The sequence below is a fragment of the Bradyrhizobium sp. USDA 3256 genome (genome assembly GCF_054058275.1).
The window spans coordinates 7,048,131-7,066,714 of the sequence record NZ_JBSSAE010000002.1 but is presented as its reverse complement, the minus strand read 5'-3'; the positions used below and the strand labels follow the sequence as shown (position 1 = coordinate 7,066,714).

The 18,584-nt window shown below is 65.1% G+C and carries 21 protein-coding genes; 12 read left to right on the top strand and 9 right to left on the bottom strand.

What is annotated here, in order from left to right:
* Positions 1 to 14 precede the first annotated feature (14 nt).
* The gene (locus ACVWY5_RS35365; protein WP_028334614.1) at positions 15 to 1,223 is read left to right on the top strand and encodes an acetyl-CoA C-acetyltransferase; all 1,209 of its coding nucleotides are present in this window, start codon (positions 15 to 17) and stop codon (positions 1,221 to 1,223) included.
* Between the two features lie 19 nt (positions 1,224 to 1,242).
* Positions 1,243 to 3,456 carry a 3-hydroxyacyl-CoA dehydrogenase NAD-binding domain-containing protein gene (locus tag ACVWY5_RS35360; protein ID WP_028334615.1) on the top strand — a complete coding sequence of 738 codons (2,214 nt, stop codon included), beginning with the start codon at positions 1,243 to 1,245 and terminating at the stop codon, positions 3,454 to 3,456.
* Between the two features lie 305 nt (positions 3,457 to 3,761).
* On the opposite strand, the gene ACVWY5_RS35355 is transcribed toward ACVWY5_RS35360, so the two are convergent.
* Both ACVWY5_RS35355 and gstA read right to left on the bottom strand, forming a co-directional pair.
* Positions 3,762 to 4,148: a hypothetical protein gene (locus ACVWY5_RS35355; RefSeq protein ID WP_229191373.1), complete on the bottom strand. Its 387-nt coding sequence runs from the start codon at positions 4,146 to 4,148 to the stop codon at positions 3,762 to 3,764.
* 284 nt (positions 4,149 to 4,432) lie between these two features.
* Positions 4,433 to 5,050: a glutathione transferase GstA gene (gene gstA, locus ACVWY5_RS35350; RefSeq protein WP_028334618.1), complete on the bottom strand. Its 618-nt coding sequence runs from the start codon at positions 5,048 to 5,050 to the stop codon at positions 4,433 to 4,435.
* Positions 5,051 to 5,180: 130 nt separating this feature from the next.
* On the opposite strand from gstA, the gene ACVWY5_RS35345 reads away from it, so the two are divergent.
* The 3 genes from ACVWY5_RS35345 to ACVWY5_RS35335 all read left to right on the top strand — a co-directional run bounded on the left by ACVWY5_RS35345 (position 5,181) and on the right by ACVWY5_RS35335 (position 7,867).
* A complete protein-coding gene (locus tag ACVWY5_RS35345) occupies positions 5,181 to 5,705 on the top strand; it encodes a MarR family winged helix-turn-helix transcriptional regulator (protein ID WP_028334619.1) in 525 nt (174 codons plus the stop codon).
* A 93-nt stretch (positions 5,706 to 5,798) separates the two neighbouring features.
* Positions 5,799 to 7,169, top strand: a complete 1,371-nt coding sequence (locus tag ACVWY5_RS35340) for a glutamate--cysteine ligase (protein WP_028334620.1) — start codon at positions 5,799 to 5,801, stop codon at positions 7,167 to 7,169.
* A gap of 179 nt (positions 7,170 to 7,348) precedes the next feature.
* Positions 7,349 to 7,867: a PAN domain-containing protein gene (locus tag ACVWY5_RS35335; RefSeq protein WP_321176682.1), complete on the top strand. Its 519-nt coding sequence runs from the start codon at positions 7,349 to 7,351 to the stop codon at positions 7,865 to 7,867.
* Between the two features lie 103 nt (positions 7,868 to 7,970).
* On the opposite strand, the gene ACVWY5_RS35330 is transcribed toward ACVWY5_RS35335, so the two are convergent.
* The 5 genes from ACVWY5_RS35330 to ACVWY5_RS35310 all read right to left on the bottom strand — a co-directional run bounded on the left by ACVWY5_RS35330 (position 7,971) and on the right by ACVWY5_RS35310 (position 11,913).
* A complete protein-coding gene (locus tag ACVWY5_RS35330; RefSeq protein ID WP_028334622.1) occupies positions 7,971 to 8,537 on the bottom strand; it encodes a nucleotidyltransferase family protein in 567 nt (188 codons plus the stop codon).
* Complete coding sequence (locus ACVWY5_RS35325) at positions 8,534 to 8,881, bottom strand: MmcQ/YjbR family DNA-binding protein (RefSeq protein WP_028334623.1); 348 nt, start codon at positions 8,879 to 8,881, stop codon at positions 8,534 to 8,536. The genes ACVWY5_RS35330 and ACVWY5_RS35325 overlap by 4 nt, the downstream gene beginning before the upstream one ends.
* A gap of 108 nt (positions 8,882 to 8,989) precedes the next feature.
* Positions 8,990 to 9,760 (bottom strand): signal peptidase I, encoded by a 771-nt coding sequence (gene lepB / locus ACVWY5_RS35320; protein WP_028334624.1) that lies wholly within the window; start codon positions 9,758 to 9,760, stop codon positions 8,990 to 8,992.
* On the bottom strand, positions 9,760 to 11,184 hold the full coding sequence (gene tldD / locus ACVWY5_RS35315) for a metalloprotease TldD (protein ID WP_028334625.1): 1,425 nt from the start codon (positions 11,182 to 11,184) through the stop codon (positions 9,760 to 9,762). The genes lepB and tldD overlap by 1 nt, the downstream gene beginning before the upstream one ends.
* Before the next feature lie 273 nt (positions 11,185 to 11,457).
* Entirely contained in the window at positions 11,458 to 11,913 is a 456-nt protein-coding gene (locus tag ACVWY5_RS35310) for a winged helix-turn-helix transcriptional regulator (RefSeq protein WP_051376183.1), read from the bottom strand.
* Positions 11,914 to 12,048: 135 nt separating this feature from the next.
* Between ACVWY5_RS35310 and ACVWY5_RS35305 the strand changes: the two genes are divergently transcribed.
* From ACVWY5_RS35305 to ACVWY5_RS35295, 3 genes are read left to right on the top strand one after another with little or no spacing between them, the layout of a single operon-like run.
* On the top strand, positions 12,049 to 12,441 hold the full coding sequence (locus tag ACVWY5_RS35305) for a DoxX family protein (protein ID WP_028334626.1): 393 nt from the start codon (positions 12,049 to 12,051) through the stop codon (positions 12,439 to 12,441).
* Positions 12,442 to 12,451: 10 nt separating this feature from the next.
* Positions 12,452 to 12,955: a DsrE family protein gene (locus tag ACVWY5_RS35300; RefSeq protein WP_028334627.1), complete on the top strand. Its 504-nt coding sequence runs from the start codon at positions 12,452 to 12,454 to the stop codon at positions 12,953 to 12,955.
* Positions 12,956 to 12,990: 35 nt separating this feature from the next.
* Positions 12,991 to 13,590 (top strand): TlpA family protein disulfide reductase, encoded by a 600-nt coding sequence (locus ACVWY5_RS35295; protein ID WP_321176664.1) that lies wholly within the window; start codon positions 12,991 to 12,993, stop codon positions 13,588 to 13,590.
* A gap of 118 nt (positions 13,591 to 13,708) precedes the next feature.
* On the opposite strand, the gene ACVWY5_RS35290 is transcribed toward ACVWY5_RS35295, so the two are convergent.
* Positions 13,709 to 14,257 (bottom strand): invasion associated locus B family protein, encoded by a 549-nt coding sequence (locus ACVWY5_RS35290; RefSeq protein WP_038377545.1) that lies wholly within the window; start codon positions 14,255 to 14,257, stop codon positions 13,709 to 13,711.
* 12 nt (positions 14,258 to 14,269) lie between these two features.
* Positions 14,270 to 14,608: a hypothetical protein gene (locus tag ACVWY5_RS35285; protein ID WP_152977753.1), complete on the bottom strand. Its 339-nt coding sequence runs from the start codon at positions 14,606 to 14,608 to the stop codon at positions 14,270 to 14,272.
* Positions 14,609 to 14,841: 233 nt separating this feature from the next.
* Between ACVWY5_RS35285 and coxB the strand changes: the two genes are divergently transcribed.
* The 4 genes from coxB (at position 14,842) to ACVWY5_RS35265 (ending at position 18,583) form a co-directional block, all read left to right on the top strand.
* The gene (gene coxB, locus ACVWY5_RS35280) at positions 14,842 to 15,681 is read left to right on the top strand and encodes a cytochrome c oxidase subunit II (RefSeq protein WP_026191935.1); all 840 of its coding nucleotides are present in this window, start codon (positions 14,842 to 14,844) and stop codon (positions 15,679 to 15,681) included.
* An 81-nt stretch (positions 15,682 to 15,762) separates the two neighbouring features.
* On the top strand, positions 15,763 to 17,379 hold the full coding sequence (gene ctaD / locus ACVWY5_RS35275) for a cytochrome c oxidase subunit I (RefSeq protein WP_028334630.1): 1,617 nt from the start codon (positions 15,763 to 15,765) through the stop codon (positions 17,377 to 17,379).
* Between the two features lie 63 nt (positions 17,380 to 17,442).
* Positions 17,443 to 18,381, top strand: a complete 939-nt coding sequence (locus ACVWY5_RS35270) for a heme o synthase (protein ID WP_028334631.1) — start codon at positions 17,443 to 17,445, stop codon at positions 18,379 to 18,381.
* 37 nt (positions 18,382 to 18,418) lie between these two features.
* Positions 18,419 to 18,583: a hypothetical protein gene (locus ACVWY5_RS35265; RefSeq protein WP_028334632.1), complete on the top strand. Its 165-nt coding sequence runs from the start codon at positions 18,419 to 18,421 to the stop codon at positions 18,581 to 18,583.
* The last annotated feature ends 1 nt before the right edge of the window (position 18,584 follow it).

Sequence of the window (18,584 nt, the reverse complement as noted above, 5' to 3'; positions counted from 1 at the left end):
TCAAGGAGGGCGTCATGCCTGAGGCATACATCTACGATCACGTTCGTACCCCGCGCGGCCGCGGCAAGGCCGACGGCGCGCTGCACGAGGTCACCGCGCTGGCGCTCGCCACGGTGCCGCTGAAGTCGCTCAAGGAGCGCAACAATCTTCCCGGGGATTCCGTCGACGACGTCGTGCTCGGCGTGGTCGATCCGGTCGGCGAGGCCGGCTCCGACATCGCCCGTTTCGCGGCGCTGAACGCCGGCCTCGGCGAGAAGGTGCCGGGCGTGCAGATCAGCCGCTTCTGCGCCTCCGGCCTCGATGCCGTGAACTTCGCCGCGGCCCAGATCATGAGCGGCCAGCATGAGCTCGTGATCGGCGGCGGCGCGGAATCGATGAGCCGCGTCGGCATCGGCGCCTCCGGCGGCGCCTGGCCGATGGATCCCTCGATGGCGGTGCCGGCCTACTTCATGCCGCAGGGGATTTCGGCCGATCTGATCGCGACCAAATACGGTTTCTCGCGCGATGACGTCGACGCCTACGCGGTGCAGAGCCAGCAGCGCGCGGCCAAGGCCTGGGACGAGGGCCGCTTCAATAAATCGGTGGTGCCGGTCAAGGACGTCAACGGCCTGACCATCCTTGCCAAGGACGAGCACATGCGCCCCACGACGACGATGCAGTCGCTGGCGCAGCTGCAGCCGTCCTTCGCGGCGATGGCGGCGATGGCCGGCTTCGACGCGGTGGCGATCCAGTCGCATCCCGAGGTCGAGAAGGTCAATTACGTGCATCACGCCGGCAATTCCTCCGGCATCGTCGACGGCGCCGGCGCCGTGCTGCTCGGCAGCAAGGAGGCGGGCGCCAAGTATGGCCTGAAGCCGCGGGCGAAAATCCGCGCCTTCGCCAATATCGGCTCGGAGCCGGCGATGATGCTGACCGGCCCGGTCGACGTCACCGAAAAGCTGTTCGAGCGCTCCGGCATGAAGAAGTCGGACATCGACCTGTTCGAGCTCAACGAGGCCTTCGCCTCGGTGGTGCTGCGCTACATCCAGGCGTTCGACATCGACAACGCCAAGATCAACGTCAATGGCGGCGCGATCGCGCTCGGCCATCCGTTAGGGGCGACCGGCGCGATGATCCTCGGCACCGTGCTCGACGAGCTCGAGCGCACCAACAAGGAGACGGCGCTGGTGACGCTATGCATCGGCGGCGGCATGGGCACCGCCACCATCATCGAGCGCGTCTGAGGCGAGGGGAGCGAGCAACATGGCTTACAAGAATTTCAAGTTCGACGTCGACGCCGACGGTATTGCGCTCGTCACCTGGGACATCCCAGATCGTTCGATGAACGTGTTCGACGAGATCTCGACCCAGGAGATCGGCGAGATCATCAAGCAGACGACCAGCGATCCCGCGATCAAGGGCGTCGTGATCACCTCGGCGAAGGAGGCGTTCTGCGCCGGCGCCGACCTCTCGATGCTCGAGGGCATGAACCGCTCTTACGCGCAGCTCTTCAAGGAGAAGGGCGAGGAAGCCGCGAACCAGATGCTGTTCGAGCAGAGCCGCCGGATGTCGCAGTCGTTCCGCGCGATCGAGACCTCGGGCAAGCCGTGGGTCGCCGCGATCAACGGGCTTGCGCTCGGCGGTGGCTTCGAGATCACGCTGGCCTGCCACTACCGCGTCGCGGCCGAGAACCCGAAGACCCGGCTCGGCCTGCCCGAGATCAAGGTCGGCCTGTTCCCCGGCGCCGGCGGCACCCAGCGCGTGCCGCGTCTTATGCAGCCGGCGGACGCGATGCAATTGCTGCTCAAGGGCGAGGCGGTCAATCTGACCCGCGCCAAGGCACTCAACCTGATTCACGCAGTGGTGCCGGCAGCCGATTTGATCAAGGCCGCGAAGGACTGGATCAAGGGCGGCGGCAAGGCGGTCGCGCCGTGGGACGAGAAGGGCTTCAAGCTGCCCGGCGGCCCCGTCTTCGCCAAGATGGGCATGCAGATGTTCCCGGCCGGCAACGCGATCTATCGCCGCGAGACCTACGACAATTATCCGGCCGCGCGCGCCATCATGAGCTGCGTCTATGAGGGCCTGCAGCTGCCGATTGACGCCGCGCTGCGGGTCGAGTCGCGCTACTTCACAAAGGTGCTGCGCTCGAAGGAAGCGGCGGCGATGATCCGCTCGCTGTTCCTGTCGATGCAGGAACTGAACAAGGGCGCCCGCCGCCCGGCGGGCGTGCCGCCGACCAAGGTCAAGAAGCTCGCCGTGATCGGCGCCGGCTTCATGGGCGCCAGCGTCGGTTATGTCTCGGCGCAGGCCGGCATCGACGTCGTGCTGGTCGATCGCGACCAGGAGAGCGCCGACAAGGGCAAGGGCCACGCCAAGACCGTGGTCGACGGCCTGATCGCCAAGGGACGGATGAAGCAGGACGCGGCCGACGCCATCCTGGCGCGGATCTCGGCCACATCAGACTACAACGTGATCTCGGACTGCGACCTCGTCATCGAGGCGGTGTTCGAGGATCGCAAGGTCAAGGCGGATACCTATGCCAAGGCGCAGCCGCTGCTGAAGCCGGGCGCGATCTTCGCCTCCAACACCTCGACGCTGCCGATCAACTCACTGGCCGAGGAGTTCAAGGACCAGGGCAAGTTCATCGGCATCCACTTCTTCTCGCCGGTCGAGAAGATGATGCTGGTCGAGATCATCCTGGGCACGAACACCGGCGACGTCGCGTTGGCGACCGCACTCGACTATGTGCGCGCGATCGGCAAGACGCCCATCGTGGTGAACGACTCCCGTGGCTTCTTCGCCAACCGCTGCGTGATGCGCTACATCTCCGAGGGCAACGAGATGCTGCTCGAGGGCGTGCCGCCGGCGATGATCGAGAACACCGCCAAGATGGCCGGCATGCCGGTCGGGCCGCTGTCGCTGCAGGACGAGGTCGCGCTCGATCTCGGCCTGAAGATCACCAAGGCGACCGAGGCCGATCTCGGCCCCAACGCGATCGACCAGGCGCAGAAGAAGCTGATGGTCGAGATGGTCGAGAAGCAGGGCCGATTCGGGCGCAAGAACGGCAAGGGCTTCTACGACTATCCCGAGAAGGGCAAGGGCCAGAAGAGCCTGTGGCCGGGGCTCGCCAATCTGCAGCCGAAGCAGCTCGATCCCGACACGCTCAGCGTCGAGGAGTTGAAGCAGCGCTTCCTGGTGGTGCAGGCGGTGGAGGCCGCGCGCACCGTCGAGGATCGCGTCATCACCGACGTGCGCGAGGCCGATGTCGGCTCGATCCTCGGCTTCGGCTTCGCGCCGTTCACCGGCGGCGCGCTGTCCTACATCGACTTCATGGGCACCAAGAACTTCGTCGCGCTCTGCCACAGCTTCGAGAAGAAGTACGGCTCGCGCTTCACGCCACCGAAGCTGCTCGAGGAGATGGCCGCCAAGGGCGAAACCTTCTACGGCCGCTTCCCGCCGAAGAAGCAGGCGGCGTAAACTTCTGAGGCGAACTCGCGCAGGATCAAGCCGGTCATCGATCCGACTTGATCCTGTTGTGCGACGGTCATGCGCGTCAAAGTCCCGCCACGCTCGTTCCCCACTGGCACCACGCTGCTGGCATCACTCTTGCTCGTCGATCGCCGGGGCGACGATCAGCGTGAGGGTGTCGTGCGATGAGTTCTGCGTTCAAGGAAGGTGCCGCGGAGATCGCGGCGAAGGATTCCTTGTCTTCCCTGCGGTCGTCGCGGTGGCGGAAGCCGCTGCGTCTTCGGGGCAAGGGCCCTTCATGGGCCGGCCTCGCGCTACTCGTTCTGACCGCGGATATTGTGCTCGCCGCGACGGTCTGGCAGGCCGTCAATTTCTTCCGCCATTGAGCCGTCAGTCTCCGGCGAGAGCAAGGCGCCGGCGAGATAAGCGAACTGGTTGAAGGCGAGACAGGCGACGACGATCGGAGCGCCGGTGGCAAAGGAAAAGCCGTCGGATTGGAGCACGATCGCCGCGAGCACCGCGACCAGCGGCGACTCCAGCATCAATGTCCAAACCCGAAAGTACAAACTGGTTGCCAGCCCAACCAGGGTGCTGGTCAATAAAAGGGTAAAGGCGATCGTCACATTTTTAGACCAGTTGGAGCGGAGGGCGCGCCGCAGGTCATAGTCGGTTAGTTGGATCGCTCGAACAAGGACGGCCACGCCCTCAGCCGAAAGTAGTCTTAATCGGTAGAATGCCGATTAAATTGATTTTGTTCCAGCACGTCCTGAAGGTTTGCACCGTTCATTTCTCCCTAAGGCGCGGTGGACCTGGTCGGCCGGCGGCTTCATCAGACAGGAGAGCACCATCCGCTCGGTGGTCGGGACAAACGCCTCGACCGGCATGCCCGGCAGCAGATGGGTCGTGGCCAGCTTCTTCCTGTCGAAAATTGTCGGCAAGGGGCCGGCCGCGTGGTGCCACGAGGCCGGCCATGTTCGGTGCGAGCTCAGGCCGCCTTGAGCAGGCCTTCCTTCTTCAGCGCCTCCTGCACCTTCGGGCGCGCCGCGACGCGGGCCTTGTAGGCCGTCACGTTCGGCAGGCCGGAGAGATCGAAGCCGAGCCGGTCCTGCGCCCACATGATCATGGTGAAGAGGTAGCCGTCGGCGACCGTGAACTGGTTGCCCATCAAATAGTCGCGTCCGGTGAGCTGGCTCTCGACATATTTGAACTTGCCCATGGCGCGGTCCTTGAAGAAGGCCTTGGCGTCGTCGGCGAGCACGGGCGAGAACATCGGACCGAGATTCTTGTGCAGCTCGGTCGTGGTGTAGTTCAGCCATTCGAGCAGCTTGTAGCGCTCGTTGGAGTCCCTCGCCGGCGCCAGCTTCTTGTCGGCGGCCTTGTCGGCGATCATCTGGATGATGATCGGCCCCTCGGTGACCATCTCGCCGGTATCCAGCGCCAGCGCGGGCACCTGGCCCTTGGGGTTCACCTGGAGGAAATCGTCGCCGTTTTCGAGCTTCTTGGCGCGGAGATCGACCTTGACCAGGTCGTAGGGCAGCCCGGCCTCGAGCAGGGCGATATGGGGGGAGAGGGAGCAGGCACCGGGGGTGTAATAAAGCTTCATAGGGGTATTCCTTCCCTTGTTCTTGGCGTCCGGAGAGGGATTGCCTACATGCGCCTGCATGAAATAGTCAAGATTGATGCAGATGCATTCAGTGCGGTACAGTCGGTGCCGGGACCCTATGAGCTAGACCATGAAACGCAAGCTATCGAGCGAGGCGACGGCCGCCTGGATCCGCCTGATGCGGGTGCCGAGCCGGGTGCTGGACTGCGTCGAGCAGGATCTGAAGAAGGCCGGTTTTCCGCCGCTCGCCTGGTATGACGCCTTGCTCGAGCTGTCCCGCGCGCCGTCGGGCGAGCTGCGCCCGGTCGAGCTCGAGCGCCAGATGCTGATCCCGCAATATTCGACCTCGCGGCTGATCGACAAGCTGGTCGACGAGGGGCTCGCCGCCCGCCGCGAATGCAAGATCGACAAGCGCGGCCAGTTCGTCGAGATCACCGAGGCTGGACGCGAGCTGCAGAAGCGGATGTGGAACGCCTATTCCGCCGCGATCGACAAGCATGTCGGCTCCAAATTATCCGACGCCGACGCAACCAGGCTGTGCGGTCTGCTCGACCGGCTCGGCTGCGCCTGCGGCGACGCCAAAGGCGACGGCAAGAACGAGACCAAGGCTGATAGCAAGGCTGCGCCCGCGCGAGACGGCGTGCCTGCCCGATGATATTGCTGATTCCATCATCCGCAGCCGTTGTGGCTCGCGGATGTCCCTGCCACCGCGCGCCTTCGATCGAAGCGCCCTTGAGTTGGATTATCTATGGCGCGTGACCAGATCGACATGACGCCGCTGCAGTCGCGCGACGAACTCGTGGCGTGGCTTGAAGCCGGCGTGAAGCCTGAGTCCGAATTCCGGATCGGCACCGAGCACGAGAAGACTCCGTTCACGCTCGAGGGCCATCAGCCCGTGCCCTATGAAGGCGCCAAGGGCATCGGCGCGCTGCTCGAGGGCATGAAGCTCTTGCTCGGCTGGGAGCCGATCATGGAGCGCGGCAACATCATCGGCCTTTATGACGTCACCGGCGGCGGCGCGATTTCGCTCGAGCCGGGCGGTCAGTTCGAACTGTCGGGCGCGCCGGTCGAAACCGTGCATCAGACCCAGTCGGAATTGATGGCGCATCTGGCGCAGGTGCGGGAGATCGCAACCCCGCTCGGGATCGGCTTCCTCGGCCTCGGCATGACGCCGTCCTGGTCGCGCGCGCAGATCCCCGTGATGCCCAAGGGGCGTTACAAGATCATGCGAAACTACATGCCGAAGGTCGGCAAATACGGCCTCGACATGATGTTCCGGACTTGCACGGTGCAGACCAATCTCGACTTCTCCTCCGAAGTCGACATGGTGAAGAAGCTGCGGGTGTCGCTGGCGCTGCAGCCGATCGCGACCGCATTGTTCGCCAACTCGCCGTTCACCGAAGGCAAGCCCAACGGCTTCCTGTCGTTCCGTTCCGAGATCTGGCGCGACACCGACAATGCGCGCAGCGGCATGGTGCCGTTCGCGTTCGAGGACGGCATGGGCTTCGAGCGCTATGTCGATTACGCGCTCGACGTTCCGATGTATTTCGTCAAGCGCGGCGAGGAATATATCGACGTCTCCGGCTCCTCGTTCCGGGATTTCTTCGCCGGCAAGAATGCCGCCTTCCCGGGCGAGCGCCCGACCTTGTCGGACTGGGCCAATCACCTCTCGACGATCTTCCCCGAGGTGCGGTTGAAGCGTTACCTCGAAATGCGCGGCGCCGACGGCGTGCCGTGGGGCCGGCTGCCGGCGCTGCCGGCGTTCTGGGTCGGGCTGCTCTACGACAATGACAGCCTCGATGCCGCTTGGGACATCGTCCGCCACTGGACCGCGCCGGAACGGCAGGCGCTGCGCGATGACGTGCCGCGTTTCGGCTTCAAGTCGCGGATCAAGGACCGCTATCTGTTCGAGATCGCCAAGGAGTGCCTGATCCTGTCGCATGCCGGATTGCGGCGGCGCGGCCGGATCGATCATTTCGGACGCGACGAGAGCCGCTTCCTCGAACCGCTCGAGCGCATCATCGAAGCCGGCCGCTCGCCGGCGGAGGAGATGCTGGAGAAGTTCAACGGCCCCTGGAAGGGCTCGGTGGAACCGGCCTATCAGGAATACGCCTTCTAGTCCCCGCCTAGCCCCAATCCGGGCGTGAGGCGCGCGCGAACGGCGGTGGTGTCGCACCCGCCGTTCATCCGCCGTACAGGTTCATGGCGTTCAAATGACGCCCCGCGAAATGCGCGGGGCTGCGCGAATTTGAAAGCAATCTCATGGAGATAGGCCGCCTCTTTAGGGCGTGTGTGGTGATGTTTGCGGTCCTCGCGGCCGCTGTCGTCGCGCGCCCGGCATTGGCGCAGACCAATTTCGACCGTCCCGGCGGCGACTATCTCAATGCGCCGGTGGCGACGGGCGATCCGGCCGATTGCGCGCTGACCTGCGAGCGTGACCGACGTTGCCGCGCCTGGAGCTTCAACTATCCGACCGATACCAACAACAGCGCGGTGTGCTGGCTGAAGAGCACCGTGCCGGCACGGGTGCAGAACGTCTGCTGCGTCTCGGGGGTGCGCGGCGCGGGTGTGGTCGAACCGCGCAACGGCGCCATCGAAACCTCGATCGACCGGCTCGGCGGCGACTACAAGAATTTCGAACTGAAGAGCAGCGACGGCGACGAGGCCTGCCAGGCCGCCTGCACCGCCGACAACAAGTGCCGCGCCTGGACTTACGCCCGGCCCGGCTATGCCGGCCGCGACGCGCATTGCTTCCTGAAGAAAGAGATCAAGCCGCCACGCCGCAAGGCGGGATTCACGTCGGGCGTGGTGCGGTGAATCCGTAGCCCGGATGGAGCGCAGCGTAATCCGGGACCGCGCTCACCGCGGATGGGCCTGCCCCGGATTTCGCTGCGCTGCATCCGGGCTACGCGACGACAGGCTACTCCGCCGCCAGCACCGTGATCTCCGGCCACAGCGCCTTCCAGCGCGCCGCCTTCGTCGCATAGTTCGCCGGCGAAAAATTGGGGGTTCGGTTCGGCCGCACGATCATGCCGGCGACATCGTCGAAACCGTTCGGCGCATAGACGTCGTAGCTGCGCGTGGCGCGGCGGATGCCGATCTGCGTGTTTTCGGTGAGGAAGCGATCGATGCCGTCGGTCGAACGCGACAGCGCCGGGTAGGGCAGGCCGTGCTTGTCGGGATACCAGAGATGGACGCGGGCCTGGTTGCGCACCTCGATCGCGACACCGAGATGGCCAAGCCGTGCCTTGAGTTCGCGAATCACCGCGTCCTCGGCCTCCCACGAGATATCCGGATCGAAATAGAAGATGTCGTGGTCGCTGATGCCATGATCGGGCGGCCGGCCGGTCAGCGCGTTCCACACGGTCTGCACCAGGCAGCCGGCGACCAACCACGCATCGGGCAGACCGAGGCGGTACAACTCGTCGGTGATGGCTTGATTGGCCGGGTTGCGCAGCGCCGCGGTGAGGAATTCGTCCTGGGTCACGACGAGGCGGTCGCGTCGTAGCCCCGGACCGCCTTCTTCGACGCCAGCGTGCGCCAGTGCCGGCGCAGCAACGGCTCGACGGTGGCGCGGTTGGCCTTCGACAGGCGGATCAGGACCATCGGGTAGTCGCGGTAATGATCGGTGAAGTAGAACACCTTGGGCTGATGCTCGACCAGCATGTCGCGCTCATCCGGCGGGACGCCCGGCATCACCAGGCTGTCGCCGTCCTCCTTGAGCCGCACCAGCATCTTGTTGCGTACCTTCAGCGCCGGCGTGCCGTAGGAAGAGCCGTCCTCGACGTCCGGCCACGCCAGCGCCATGTGCCTGATGTCGTCGAAGGTCACGGCGATCATCCCACAAGGAATGTAGCCCGGATGGAGCGAAGCGAAATCCGGGACATCTTGCCGAGTGGGAGATCCCGGATTGCGCTGCGCTCCATCCGGGCTACGCGTCTACTGCACCGAGGTGAAGAAGCGGGCGAGTCGGAAGCCTGAGAGCCAGGTCCAGACCGGCTGGCTGCGGATGCCGAGGTCCCAGGAGCCGACCACGGCGTCGGCGCGGCCGATCAGATTGTCGATCGGCAACAGGCCGACACCGCCGTCGCGCACCGGTACGCGGCTGTCGGCGGAATTGTCCCGGTTGTCGCCGAGCACGAACAGTTTGCCCGGCGGCACCGTCACCTCTTGGGTATTGTCGAGCCGGCCGTTGTCGCGGATCTTGAAGATCGCGTGGTTGACGCCGTTCGGCAGCGTCTCGATATAGCGATACGCCTCCTCGCCGCCGCCGCGATCGTCTTCGGCGAAGCCGGTGCCGTCGGGCTTCAGCGTCGCCGGATGATCGTTGATGAAGAGCTGACCCTGCCGCATCTGGATGCGATCGCCCGGCAGCCCGACCACGCGCTTGACCCAGGCCTGCGAGCGGTCGCCCGGCCAGCGGAACACGACGACGTCGCCGCGCTTCGGCGTCTCGCCGAACACGCGGCCGGTTTCCGGCAGCGTGATCTGGATCGGCAGCGAGGCCGCGCCGTAGCCATAGGGATATTTCGAGGCGACCAGTGCGTCGCCGATCAGCAGCGTCGGCTCCATCGATCCCGACGGCACGTAGAACGGCTCGGCGATCGCGCCCTTGGCGAGGAACACGACGGCCACGATCGCGGCCAGTTGCACGGCCTGCCCGCGCCAGCTGGTCGGCTTGGCCGTCACGACTTCGTTTCCGCTGCTCACTAGCCCGTTCCTCCGACCGTAATCCGTTCCATCCTGAGCGTCGGTTGGCCGACGCCGACCGGCACGCCCTGGCCGTTCTTGCCGCAAGTGCCGATTCCCGTATCCAGCGCAAGATCGTTGCCGATCATGGTGATCCTGTGGAGATCGGTCGGTCCGTTGCCGATCAGCATGGCGCCCTTCAGCGGCGCGCCGAGCTTGCCGTTCTCGATCTTGTAGGCCTCGGTGCACTGGAACACGTACTTGCCCGAGGTGATGTCGACCTGGCCGCCGCCGAAATTGGCGGCGTACATGCCGTTCTTCACCGAGGCGATGATCTCGGCCGGGTCGCGGTCGCCCGACAGCATGTAGGTGTTGGTCATGCGCGGCATCGGCACATGGGCATAGCTCTGCCGCCGACCGTTGCCGGTCGGCTTCATGCCCATCAGCCGGGCGTTCTGGCGGTCCTGCATGTAGCCGACCAGAATGCCGTCCTCGATCAGCACGGTGCGGTTGGTCGGCGTGCCCTCGTCGTCGATCGACAGCGAGCCACGGCGCGAGGCCATGGTGCCGTCGTCGACCACGGTGACGCCCTTGGCCGCGACCTGCTGGCCCATCAGGCCGGCAAAGGCCGAGGTCTGCTTGCGGTTGAAATCGCCCTCGAGCCCATGGCCGACGGCCTCATGCAACATCACGCCGGGCCAGCCGGCGCCGAGCACGACGTCCATCTCGCCGGCAGGCGCCGGCACCGATTCGAGATTGACCAGCGCCTCGCGCAGCGCGCCGTCGGCTGCGTCGCGCCAGGCCTTGGTCTCGATGAAACGCGCATAGCCTTCGCGGCCGCCATAGCCCTTGCTGCCGCTCTCTTGGCGGTCGCCCTGGCCGGCGACCACGGAGATGTTGACGCGTACCAGCGGGCGGATGTCGCGATAGCTCTCGCCGTCGGGCCGCAGGATCTCGACCACCTGCCAGGTCGCGGTGAGGCTGGCGGAGACCTGCCGCACCCGCGGGTCCTTGTCCCTGACATAGGCGTCGATCTCGCCGAGCAGCTTGACCTTGGCCTCGAATGCCGGCCCGTCCAGCGGGTTCTCGTCGCCATAAAGCTTGATGTTGGTGTGGGCCGGCGCCGCGGCGAAAGTGCCGGCATAGCCGCCGCGCACGGCCGCGACCGCATCGGCGGCGCGGATCAGCGCCGGGATCGAGACGTCGGAGGAATGCGCATAGCCGACCGCGTCGTCCTTGACCGCGCGCAGGCCGAAGCCCTGCGAGGTGTCATAGGTCGCCTGCTTCAGCCTTCCGTTGTCGAACACCAGCGCCTCGGTCTGCCCGAACTCCAGGAACAGCTCGCCGTCGTCGGCGCCTTCAAGGCCGCGGGACACCTCGCGGCGGACGGCATCGCGGTCCAGATTGGCGCGGTCGAGCAGGGAGGTCGTGGCGGGATTGGTCATGGTCACTCCGACGCAATGCGATTGCTTGGCGTTTCCTCGTCATCCTTGCCTGAAGCGCAACTGATTGCCAGTGGGGAACCCGGAAGCCAGGGATTTCGGGGGATTGAAGCAGAGACGAGCGGAAAACTCATCTTACAACCCGGAAACCTGTACCGGTCCCGGTTCAGGCCCGGACGGCGATCATCAAAGATAGTGGTTGGGGTGGCAAACCGGGAGTGCCTGCGACTATGCGGTCGATCACAGTGCCCCGTCGGGCTCCTCACCTTGTCGTCATCACCTTGAGCGCCGATCCGCCTTCAGCGGCTGGCTTTCGCGCTCGGCTGCATCGCCCGATTGCGGCTTCGGCTGCGCGGTGCCCTGCGCCGAGGTCGGAAAGCCATGCTCCTGCGCCCAGCGGTACAGCTCGTCGAACACCGGCTTGAGCGCCTTGGCCGACGGCGTCATCTCGTACTCAACCCGTGGCGGCACCTCGGGATAGACCGTGCGCTTGACGAGGCCGTTGGCCTCGAGATCGCGCAGCTGTGTGGTCAGCATGTGCTGGGTCACGCCGGGGATCGACTGGCGCAGCTCGCCGAACCGGCGCTTGCGCTCGACCAGTTGCCAGAGGATGTCGCCCTTCCATTTCCCGGCCAGCACCGACAGCGCGCGATGAAATTGCGCCGACAGGTCGCCGTTGCACGGCTCGGACGCCGCCGGAGGCTCGACAGGCTCAATAGTCATCTTTTTCATACTACCTCACAAAAAGCATCCTACTTGTTCTTTTCATCTTACTCCCGAATTTAGTGCACCGAAAGCCGCGGGCCGGCCGCCGATCGGTCGGGTGGCCGCCGCGGACCGGCCTTACGAACAACTCGGGAGTCATCAATGTCAGTTGCAGTTGCCGCGGCGCCGTCGCGCTGGAAATCCGTCAGCCTCTGGGTCGTCAGGGGACTGCTCGCCTTGGCCTTTGCCGCCGCGGGCGCCGCCAAGCTTTACGGCGTGCCGATGCTGGTCGAGGAATTCGAACATATCGGGCTCGGTCAATGGTTCCGCTACTTCACCGGATCGCTGGAGCTGCTCGGCTCGGTCCTGATCCTGCTGCCCCCGGTCGCAGCGTTCGGCGGCGTGCTGCTCAGCTGCATCATGGTCGGCGCCACCATCAGCCATCTGTTCGTGATCGGCGGCTCGCCGGTGCCCGCCCTCGTGCTGCTGACATTGAGCGCGATCGTCGCCTACGCCAAGCGCAGCCAGTTCGCCCTGCTCGCGAGCGCGCCGTGAGGTGAGCGCGATGCGCGTCTCTCGCCACAAGCTGACGGTCGTGACCGGGCTGGTGCTGGCCTTCGCGGTGCCGTTCGCCGCGACAATGCTGCTCACCGGTTCGGTAGCGGCGGTCTCCAAACCCGAGCCGAAGAAGCCGGAGCCGCGCGTGCACCACCTTGTGTTGCCGATCAACAGCGACGATCCGGCCACGATGCGGGCGCTGATCTCGACCGCGCTCAACCTCCCGAAATATTATCGGGAGCGCAACGAGCCGTTCGAGATCGAGGTCGTCGCCTACAATACCGGCGTCCACATGCTGCGCGCCGACACCTCGCCGGTGAAGGACCTGCTGCGGGTGGTGCGGGGGCTCACGCCCGACATCCGCTTGGTTGTCTGCGAAGCCACCAAGCTCGGCATGGAGCGCGCCGAGGGTCATCCGCTGGTCCTGCTCGATCATGTCGACCTGGTGCCGAACGGACCCGGGCGCATCATCGAATTGCAGGAAGCCGGCTGGTCCTACATCCGGTCCTGAGCGATGTGGCCATCAAACCGAGCGGAGAACTTGTCATGACGTCAGCTCACGCACCCTCACGCCGCGCCGTCGTTGCCGGCATGATTGGCGCCGGCGCCTCGCTCGCAATGCCCACCGGAGCTGTGCGCGCAGCGTCGGGACCGCCGCAATTCGGCACCATCCGGCATCAGTTCACGCAGGTCGAAGGCGCCCGCCCGGTGCCGCCGGTCGCGATCCCGGCGCTCGCCGGCGGCGCGCTCGATCTCACGGCGTTCAAAGGCAGGATGGTGCTGGTGAACTTCTGGGCCACCTGGTGCGCGGCGTGCCGGACCGAGCTGCCGATGCTGGATCGCCTCGCCGCCAGCGGCCGCAGCGATCTCGTGGTCGTCGCTGTCAGCACCGATCGCAACCGCGCGCCGGTCGCGCCCTATGTCAAGCAGCTCAAGCTGCGCCATCTCGCGATCGGCTTCGATCCGGGCGGCCTCGTCTCGCGCGTCGACGCCGCCGAGGTCGACACGCCGTTCGCGCTCTACGGCATGCCGATCTCGTTTTTGATCGGCATCACCGGACAAGTCGAAGGCTACATGACGGGGGAGGCGGACTGGCTGTCCGCGGAGGCGAGCGGGCTGTTCGATTATTATGCGGGCGTCCGCTGAGATGGCGTAGCCCGGATGAAACGCAGCGAAATCCGGGACTGGTTCATCCGCGATGAGAGCGGCCCCGGATTGCGCTGCGCTCCATCCGGGCTACGCTTTCCTGTGCCGCTCGGCGCCCCTAGGGCAATTTGTCATACCCCTCCGCCAGGCCATTCAGGCTGAGCGGAAAGCCGATCCCTTCCTCGGGCGTCTCGAAGATGATGAAGGTCGCGGTTTTGGCGTTCTTGAGCTGGCCGAGCAGCTTGTCGTCCATCACGACCTCGGCGACGCAGCCATTGGGCAGGCAGCGGACGAAACCGGCGCGGCCGACGTCCTGATTGTCGAGTTTCAGGCCGAGGCCGGAGGGCAGCAGCACGCCGAGCGGGGCGACCACGCGCATCAAACGGCTCTTCTGGTCGGCGGTCTTCAGCACGATCACGGTCAGGCCGGCGTTGGAGCGGTCCTCCGCTACCACGCTCTGGATCAACGCGCATTGCTCGGCCTGGGCGCCGGGCGGAGTGTCGCAGCGGATCTGCCAGTCGCCATGGACCGAGCGCACCGCGCCTTGCGCGTTCGCCGGCTGGGTCAGGCCAAGAGAAAGGCCAAGAGAAAGGCCGAGGCAGAAGGCCAGAATCGCGTGGCCGCCGAGCCAGCCGGCCATCGTCAAACGAATGTTCGAAGCGCCCATCCGGGTCGATCCTTATAGATGTTCGGTCGGTCCGGCCGTCCGGCCGCCGGTAGCACGCGCGCCACGATGCGCTTCCCGGAAGCGAATCATGATCTCATCTTCTTGTTTGAGCATGATCTTTCGGAAGACCGGTCTCCACTTTTCCGGATCATGCTCAGGCGTCGACTGATACCGCAATGACGGCGCCTTGAAGGCGATCTTGGAGCCATTCTCGCGCCGGATTGGGGCAGCCCGCAGCGAATCAGGTTCCTGAGCGCTGCCCTGTCTGTGGGTACATCCGGTAATCCCCCTGTCAACTGCATGCGGCTTCGTTTCGGCGACTTTCGCTTGATTTTGCGGGAAAAATCGCAAGCGGCTGCTTCATCGCAGGCGCATGGCTTTCGGCCCCACTACTGCATTGCGAGCGCCGGAGAATTATGGTTTGAGAGGCTGGATTTCGACGCGTTCTAGCGATCTGGCTCCCGTACCCACCTTGACTCAGAGACGGGTATGTCCGGAAGGCCGTTTGTCAGGGCGGATCGTGCTGCATTTTCGGCCACATGCCGGGAGTGCTTTGGGGAATAATGCAAGGGAGCGCGAGCGGCATGAAGATGTCGATTGGCCGGTTGGGCAGGCAATTGCTGGGGTTGGCGGTGGCGGGTGTGGCGTCTGTCGCCGCGGGATCGGCCTTCGCCGAAATGGGGCAGCCGGCGCCGTGGGAGCACACGCTGCAGGAAGGCGTGACCCCGGTGATGGAAAACATCATCTGGTTTCACAATTTCCTGCTGGTGCTGATCACCCTGATCACGCTGTTCGTGCTCGCGCTGCTCATCATCGTGGTGGTGAAGTTCAACGCCAGGGCCAACCCGGTTCCCTCCCGGACCACCCACAACACGCTGATCGAGGTGGCCTGGACGCTGATCCCCGTGCTGATCCTGGTCGGCATCGCGGTGCCGTCGTTCCGCCTCCTGTTCCTGGAGCTCGACGTGCCGAAGCCGGACCTCACGGTGAAGGTCACCGGCAAGCAGTGGTATTGGTCCTACGCCTACCCGGATAACGGCAAGTTCGAGTTCGATTCGCTGCTCGACAAGGACAAGCAGCCGCGCCTGCTCGGCGTCGACAACGAGATGGTGGTCCCGGTCAACAAGGTGGTGCGGATCCAGACCACCGGCGCCGACGTGATCCATTCCTTCGCGGTGCCGGCCTTCGGCGTGAAGATCGACTCGATCCCCGGCCGCCTCAACGAGAGCTGGTTCAAGGCCACCAAGACCGGCGTGTTCTACGGCCAGTGCTCGGAACTGTGCGGCAAGGACCATGCCTTCATGCCGATCGCGGTCAGGGTCGTCAGCGACCAGGAATTCGCGACCTGGGTCGAAGGCGCGAAGAAGAAGTTTGCGACCAACCCGGCGAATTCCTACGCATCGGCTGGTCAGGCGGCGCAGTAAGCCTCACGGCTTACGGCGCGGATGGAATAAGGGCGACGGGACCGCAAGGTCCGAGAGGGACTGCAAGGCAGGATTTTGAACATGGCGACAGGCGCAGCGACACACGACGATCACGCCCATGATGATCACGCCCACCATCCGACCGGATGGCGGCGTTATCTCTACTCCACGAACCACAAGGACATCGGTACGATGTACCTGATCTTTGCGGTGATCGCGGGCATCATCGGCGCGGCGATGTCGATCGCGATCCGTGCCGAGTTGATGTATCCGGGCGTCCAGATATTCCACGAGACGCACACCTATAACGTGTTCGTGACCTCGCACGGCCTGATCATGATCTTCTTCATGGTCATGCCGGCGATGATCGGCGGGTTCGGCAACTGGATGGTGCCGCTGATGATCGGGGCGCCGGACATGGCGTTCCCGCGCATGAACAACATCTCGTTCTGGCTGCTGCCGGCCTCGTTCGCGCTGCTGCTAATGTCCACCTTCGTCGAGGGTGAGCCGGGCGCCAACGGCGTTGGCGCGGGCTGGACCATGTACGCGCCGCTGTCGACCTCGGGCCATCCGGGACCGGCGGTCGATTTCGCGATTCTCTCGCTCCATCTCGCGGGTGCCTCGTCGATCCTCGGCGCCATCAACTTCATCACCACGATCTTCAACATGCGGGCGCCGGGCATGACCCTGCACAAGATGCCGCTGTTCGTGTGGTCGATCCTGGTCACCGTGTTCCTGCTGCTGCTGTCGCTGCCGGTGCTCGCCGGTGCGATCACCATGCTGCTGACCGACCGCAATTTCGGCACCACCTTCTTTGCGGCTGACGGCGGCGGCGACCCGGTGCTGTTCCAGCATCTGTTCTGGTTCTTCGGCCACCCCGAAGTGTACATCCTGATCCTGCCCGCCTTCGGCATGATCAGCCAGATCGTCTCCACCTTCTCGCGCAAGCCCGTGTTCGGCTATCTCGGCATGGCCTACGCCATGGTCGCGATCGGCGGCATCGGCTTCGTGGTGTGGGCGCACCATATGTACACCGTCGGCATGTCCTCGGCGACGCAGGCCTATTTCGTCGCCGCCACGATGGTGATCGCGGTGCCGACCGGCGTGAAGATCTTCTCGTGGATCGCCACGATGTGGGGCGGCTCGATCGAGTTCAAGGCGCCGATGATCTGGGCGATCGGCTTCATCTTCCTGTTCACCGTCGGCGGCGTCACCGGCGTCGTGCTGGCCAATGCCGGCGTCGATCGCGTGCTGCAGGACACCTATTACGTGGTGGCGCACTTCCACTACGTGCTGTCGCTCGGCGCCGTGTTCGGCATCTTCGCCGGCTGGTACTATTGGTTCCCGAAGATGTTCGGCTACATGTACTCGGAGAAGATCGCCAAGGCGCACTTCTGGTTCACCTTCGTCGGCGTCAACCTGGTGTTCTTCCCGCAGCACTTCCTCGGCCTGTCGGGCATGCCGCGCCGTTATGTCGACTATCCGGATGCGTTCGCCGGCTGGAACCTGATCTCCTCCTGGGGCTCGTACATCTCCGGCATCGGCGTCCTGATCTTCATCTACGGCGTGATCGATGCCTTCGTCCGCAAGGAGCAGGCCGCGAACAATCCGTGGGGCGCCGGTGCGACCACGCTGGAGTGGACGCTGACCTCGCCGCCGCCGTTCCACCAGTTCGAAGTGCTGCCCCGCGTGCAGTAAGTCCACGACAACGCGGCGCACTTAAGGGTGCGCCGCGCCTTTTGAGAGAAGCGAGACCTGATCTTGTCGGTTGTCGATCACAACGCCATCGAGTTGCCCCGGATCTCCGAGGCCGAAGTGGGCGACTACATCGCGCTGTTGAAGCCGCGCGTGATGTCGCTGGTGATCTTCACCGCGCTGGTCGGGCTGATGATCGCGCCGGTGCATGTGCATCCGGTGCTGGCGTTCACCTCGATCCTGTGCATCGCGGTCGGTGCAGGCGCTTCCGGCGCGCTCAACATGGCCTATGAGGGCGACGTCGACGCGCTGATGACGCGTACCGCCAACCGGCCGATCCCGCGCGGCCGCATCACGCAGACCGAGGCGGCCGCGTTCGGCATCACGCTCGCGTTCTTCTCGGTGATGACGCTCGGCATCCTGGTCAACTGGGTGGCGGGCGCGCTGCTTGCCTTCACCATCTTCTTCTATGCCGTGGTCTACACGATGTGGCTGAAGCGCTGGACCGCGCAGAACATCGTGATCGGCGGCGCCGCCGGTGCCTTGCCGCCGGTGGTGGCGTGGGCCGCCGCGACCGGATCGCTCTCGGTCGAGCCGATCCTCCTGTTCCTGATCATCTTCTTCTGGACCCCGCCGCATTTCTGGGCGCTGGCGCTGTTCCGCAGCGACGACTATGCCCGCGCCGGCATTCCGATGTTGCCGGTCGTCGCCGGTCCCGACGCGACCCGGCTGCAGATCCTGCTCTACACCATCGTGCTGGTCGCGATCGCGCTGGCGCCGTGGCCGCTCGGCTATTTCGACGCGATCTACGGCGTCACCTCGCTGGTGCTCGGCGCCGGCATGCTGTGGCTTGCCATCGAGGTCTATCGCCGCCGCGAGGGTACGGCTGCCAACCGCGCCACGCGCCGGCTGTTCGCATTCTCGATCCTCTATCTGTTCGCGCTGTTTGCCGTCCTTCTCGCCGAGGTCGTGGTCCGCGCGATTGCGCCTGTCTTCATCGGATAGGGAGCCGGGGGGCAAGATGGGGGCGCATGGGATATCAATGGACGAGAAACGCGAACCAGAAGGAATCGTCCTCACCGAGGCACAGCTCAAGAGCCGCCGCCAGCGCTCGATCGCCATCGCGCTCGCGCTCGGCATCCTGGTCGTGCTGTTCTTCGCCGTCACCCTCGTCAAGGGGCCAGCCGTGCTGGTGCGGCCGCTGTGAG

Bases quoted from the DNA above. Each gene is read 5' to 3' on its own strand.
- ACVWY5_RS35365 (WP_028334614.1), top strand. From the start codon at position 15: ATGCCTGAGGCATACATCTACGATCACGTTCGTACCCCGCGCGGCCGC.
- ACVWY5_RS35360 (WP_028334615.1), top strand. From the start codon at position 1,243: ATGGCTTACAAGAATTTCAAGTTCGACGTCGACGCCGACGGTATTGCG.
- gstA (WP_028334618.1), bottom strand. From the start codon at position 5,050: ATGAAGCTTTATTACACCCCCGGTGCCTGCTCCCTCTCCCCCCATATC.
- ACVWY5_RS35345 (WP_028334619.1), top strand. From the start codon at position 5,181: ATGAAACGCAAGCTATCGAGCGAGGCGACGGCCGCCTGGATCCGCCTG.
- ACVWY5_RS35340 (WP_028334620.1), top strand. From the start codon at position 5,799: ATGGCGCGTGACCAGATCGACATGACGCCGCTGCAGTCGCGCGACGAA.
- ACVWY5_RS35335 (WP_321176682.1), top strand. From the start codon at position 7,349: ATGTTTGCGGTCCTCGCGGCCGCTGTCGTCGCGCGCCCGGCATTGGCG.
- tldD (WP_028334625.1), bottom strand. From the start codon at position 11,184: ATGACCAATCCCGCCACGACCTCCCTGCTCGACCGCGCCAATCTGGAC.
- ACVWY5_RS35310 (WP_051376183.1), bottom strand. From the start codon at position 11,913: ATGAAAAAGATGACTATTGAGCCTGTCGAGCCTCCGGCGGCGTCCGAG.
- ACVWY5_RS35305 (WP_028334626.1), top strand. From the start codon at position 12,049: ATGTCAGTTGCAGTTGCCGCGGCGCCGTCGCGCTGGAAATCCGTCAGC.
- ACVWY5_RS35300 (WP_028334627.1), top strand. From the start codon at position 12,452: ATGCGCGTCTCTCGCCACAAGCTGACGGTCGTGACCGGGCTGGTGCTG.
- ACVWY5_RS35295 (WP_321176664.1), top strand. From the start codon at position 12,991: ATGACGTCAGCTCACGCACCCTCACGCCGCGCCGTCGTTGCCGGCATG.
- ACVWY5_RS35290 (WP_038377545.1), bottom strand. From the start codon at position 14,257: ATGGGCGCTTCGAACATTCGTTTGACGATGGCCGGCTGGCTCGGCGGC.
- coxB (WP_026191935.1), top strand. From the start codon at position 14,842: ATGAAGATGTCGATTGGCCGGTTGGGCAGGCAATTGCTGGGGTTGGCG.
- ctaD (WP_028334630.1), top strand. From the start codon at position 15,763: ATGGCGACAGGCGCAGCGACACACGACGATCACGCCCATGATGATCAC.
- ACVWY5_RS35265 (WP_028334632.1), top strand. From the start codon at position 18,419: ATGGACGAGAAACGCGAACCAGAAGGAATCGTCCTCACCGAGGCACAG.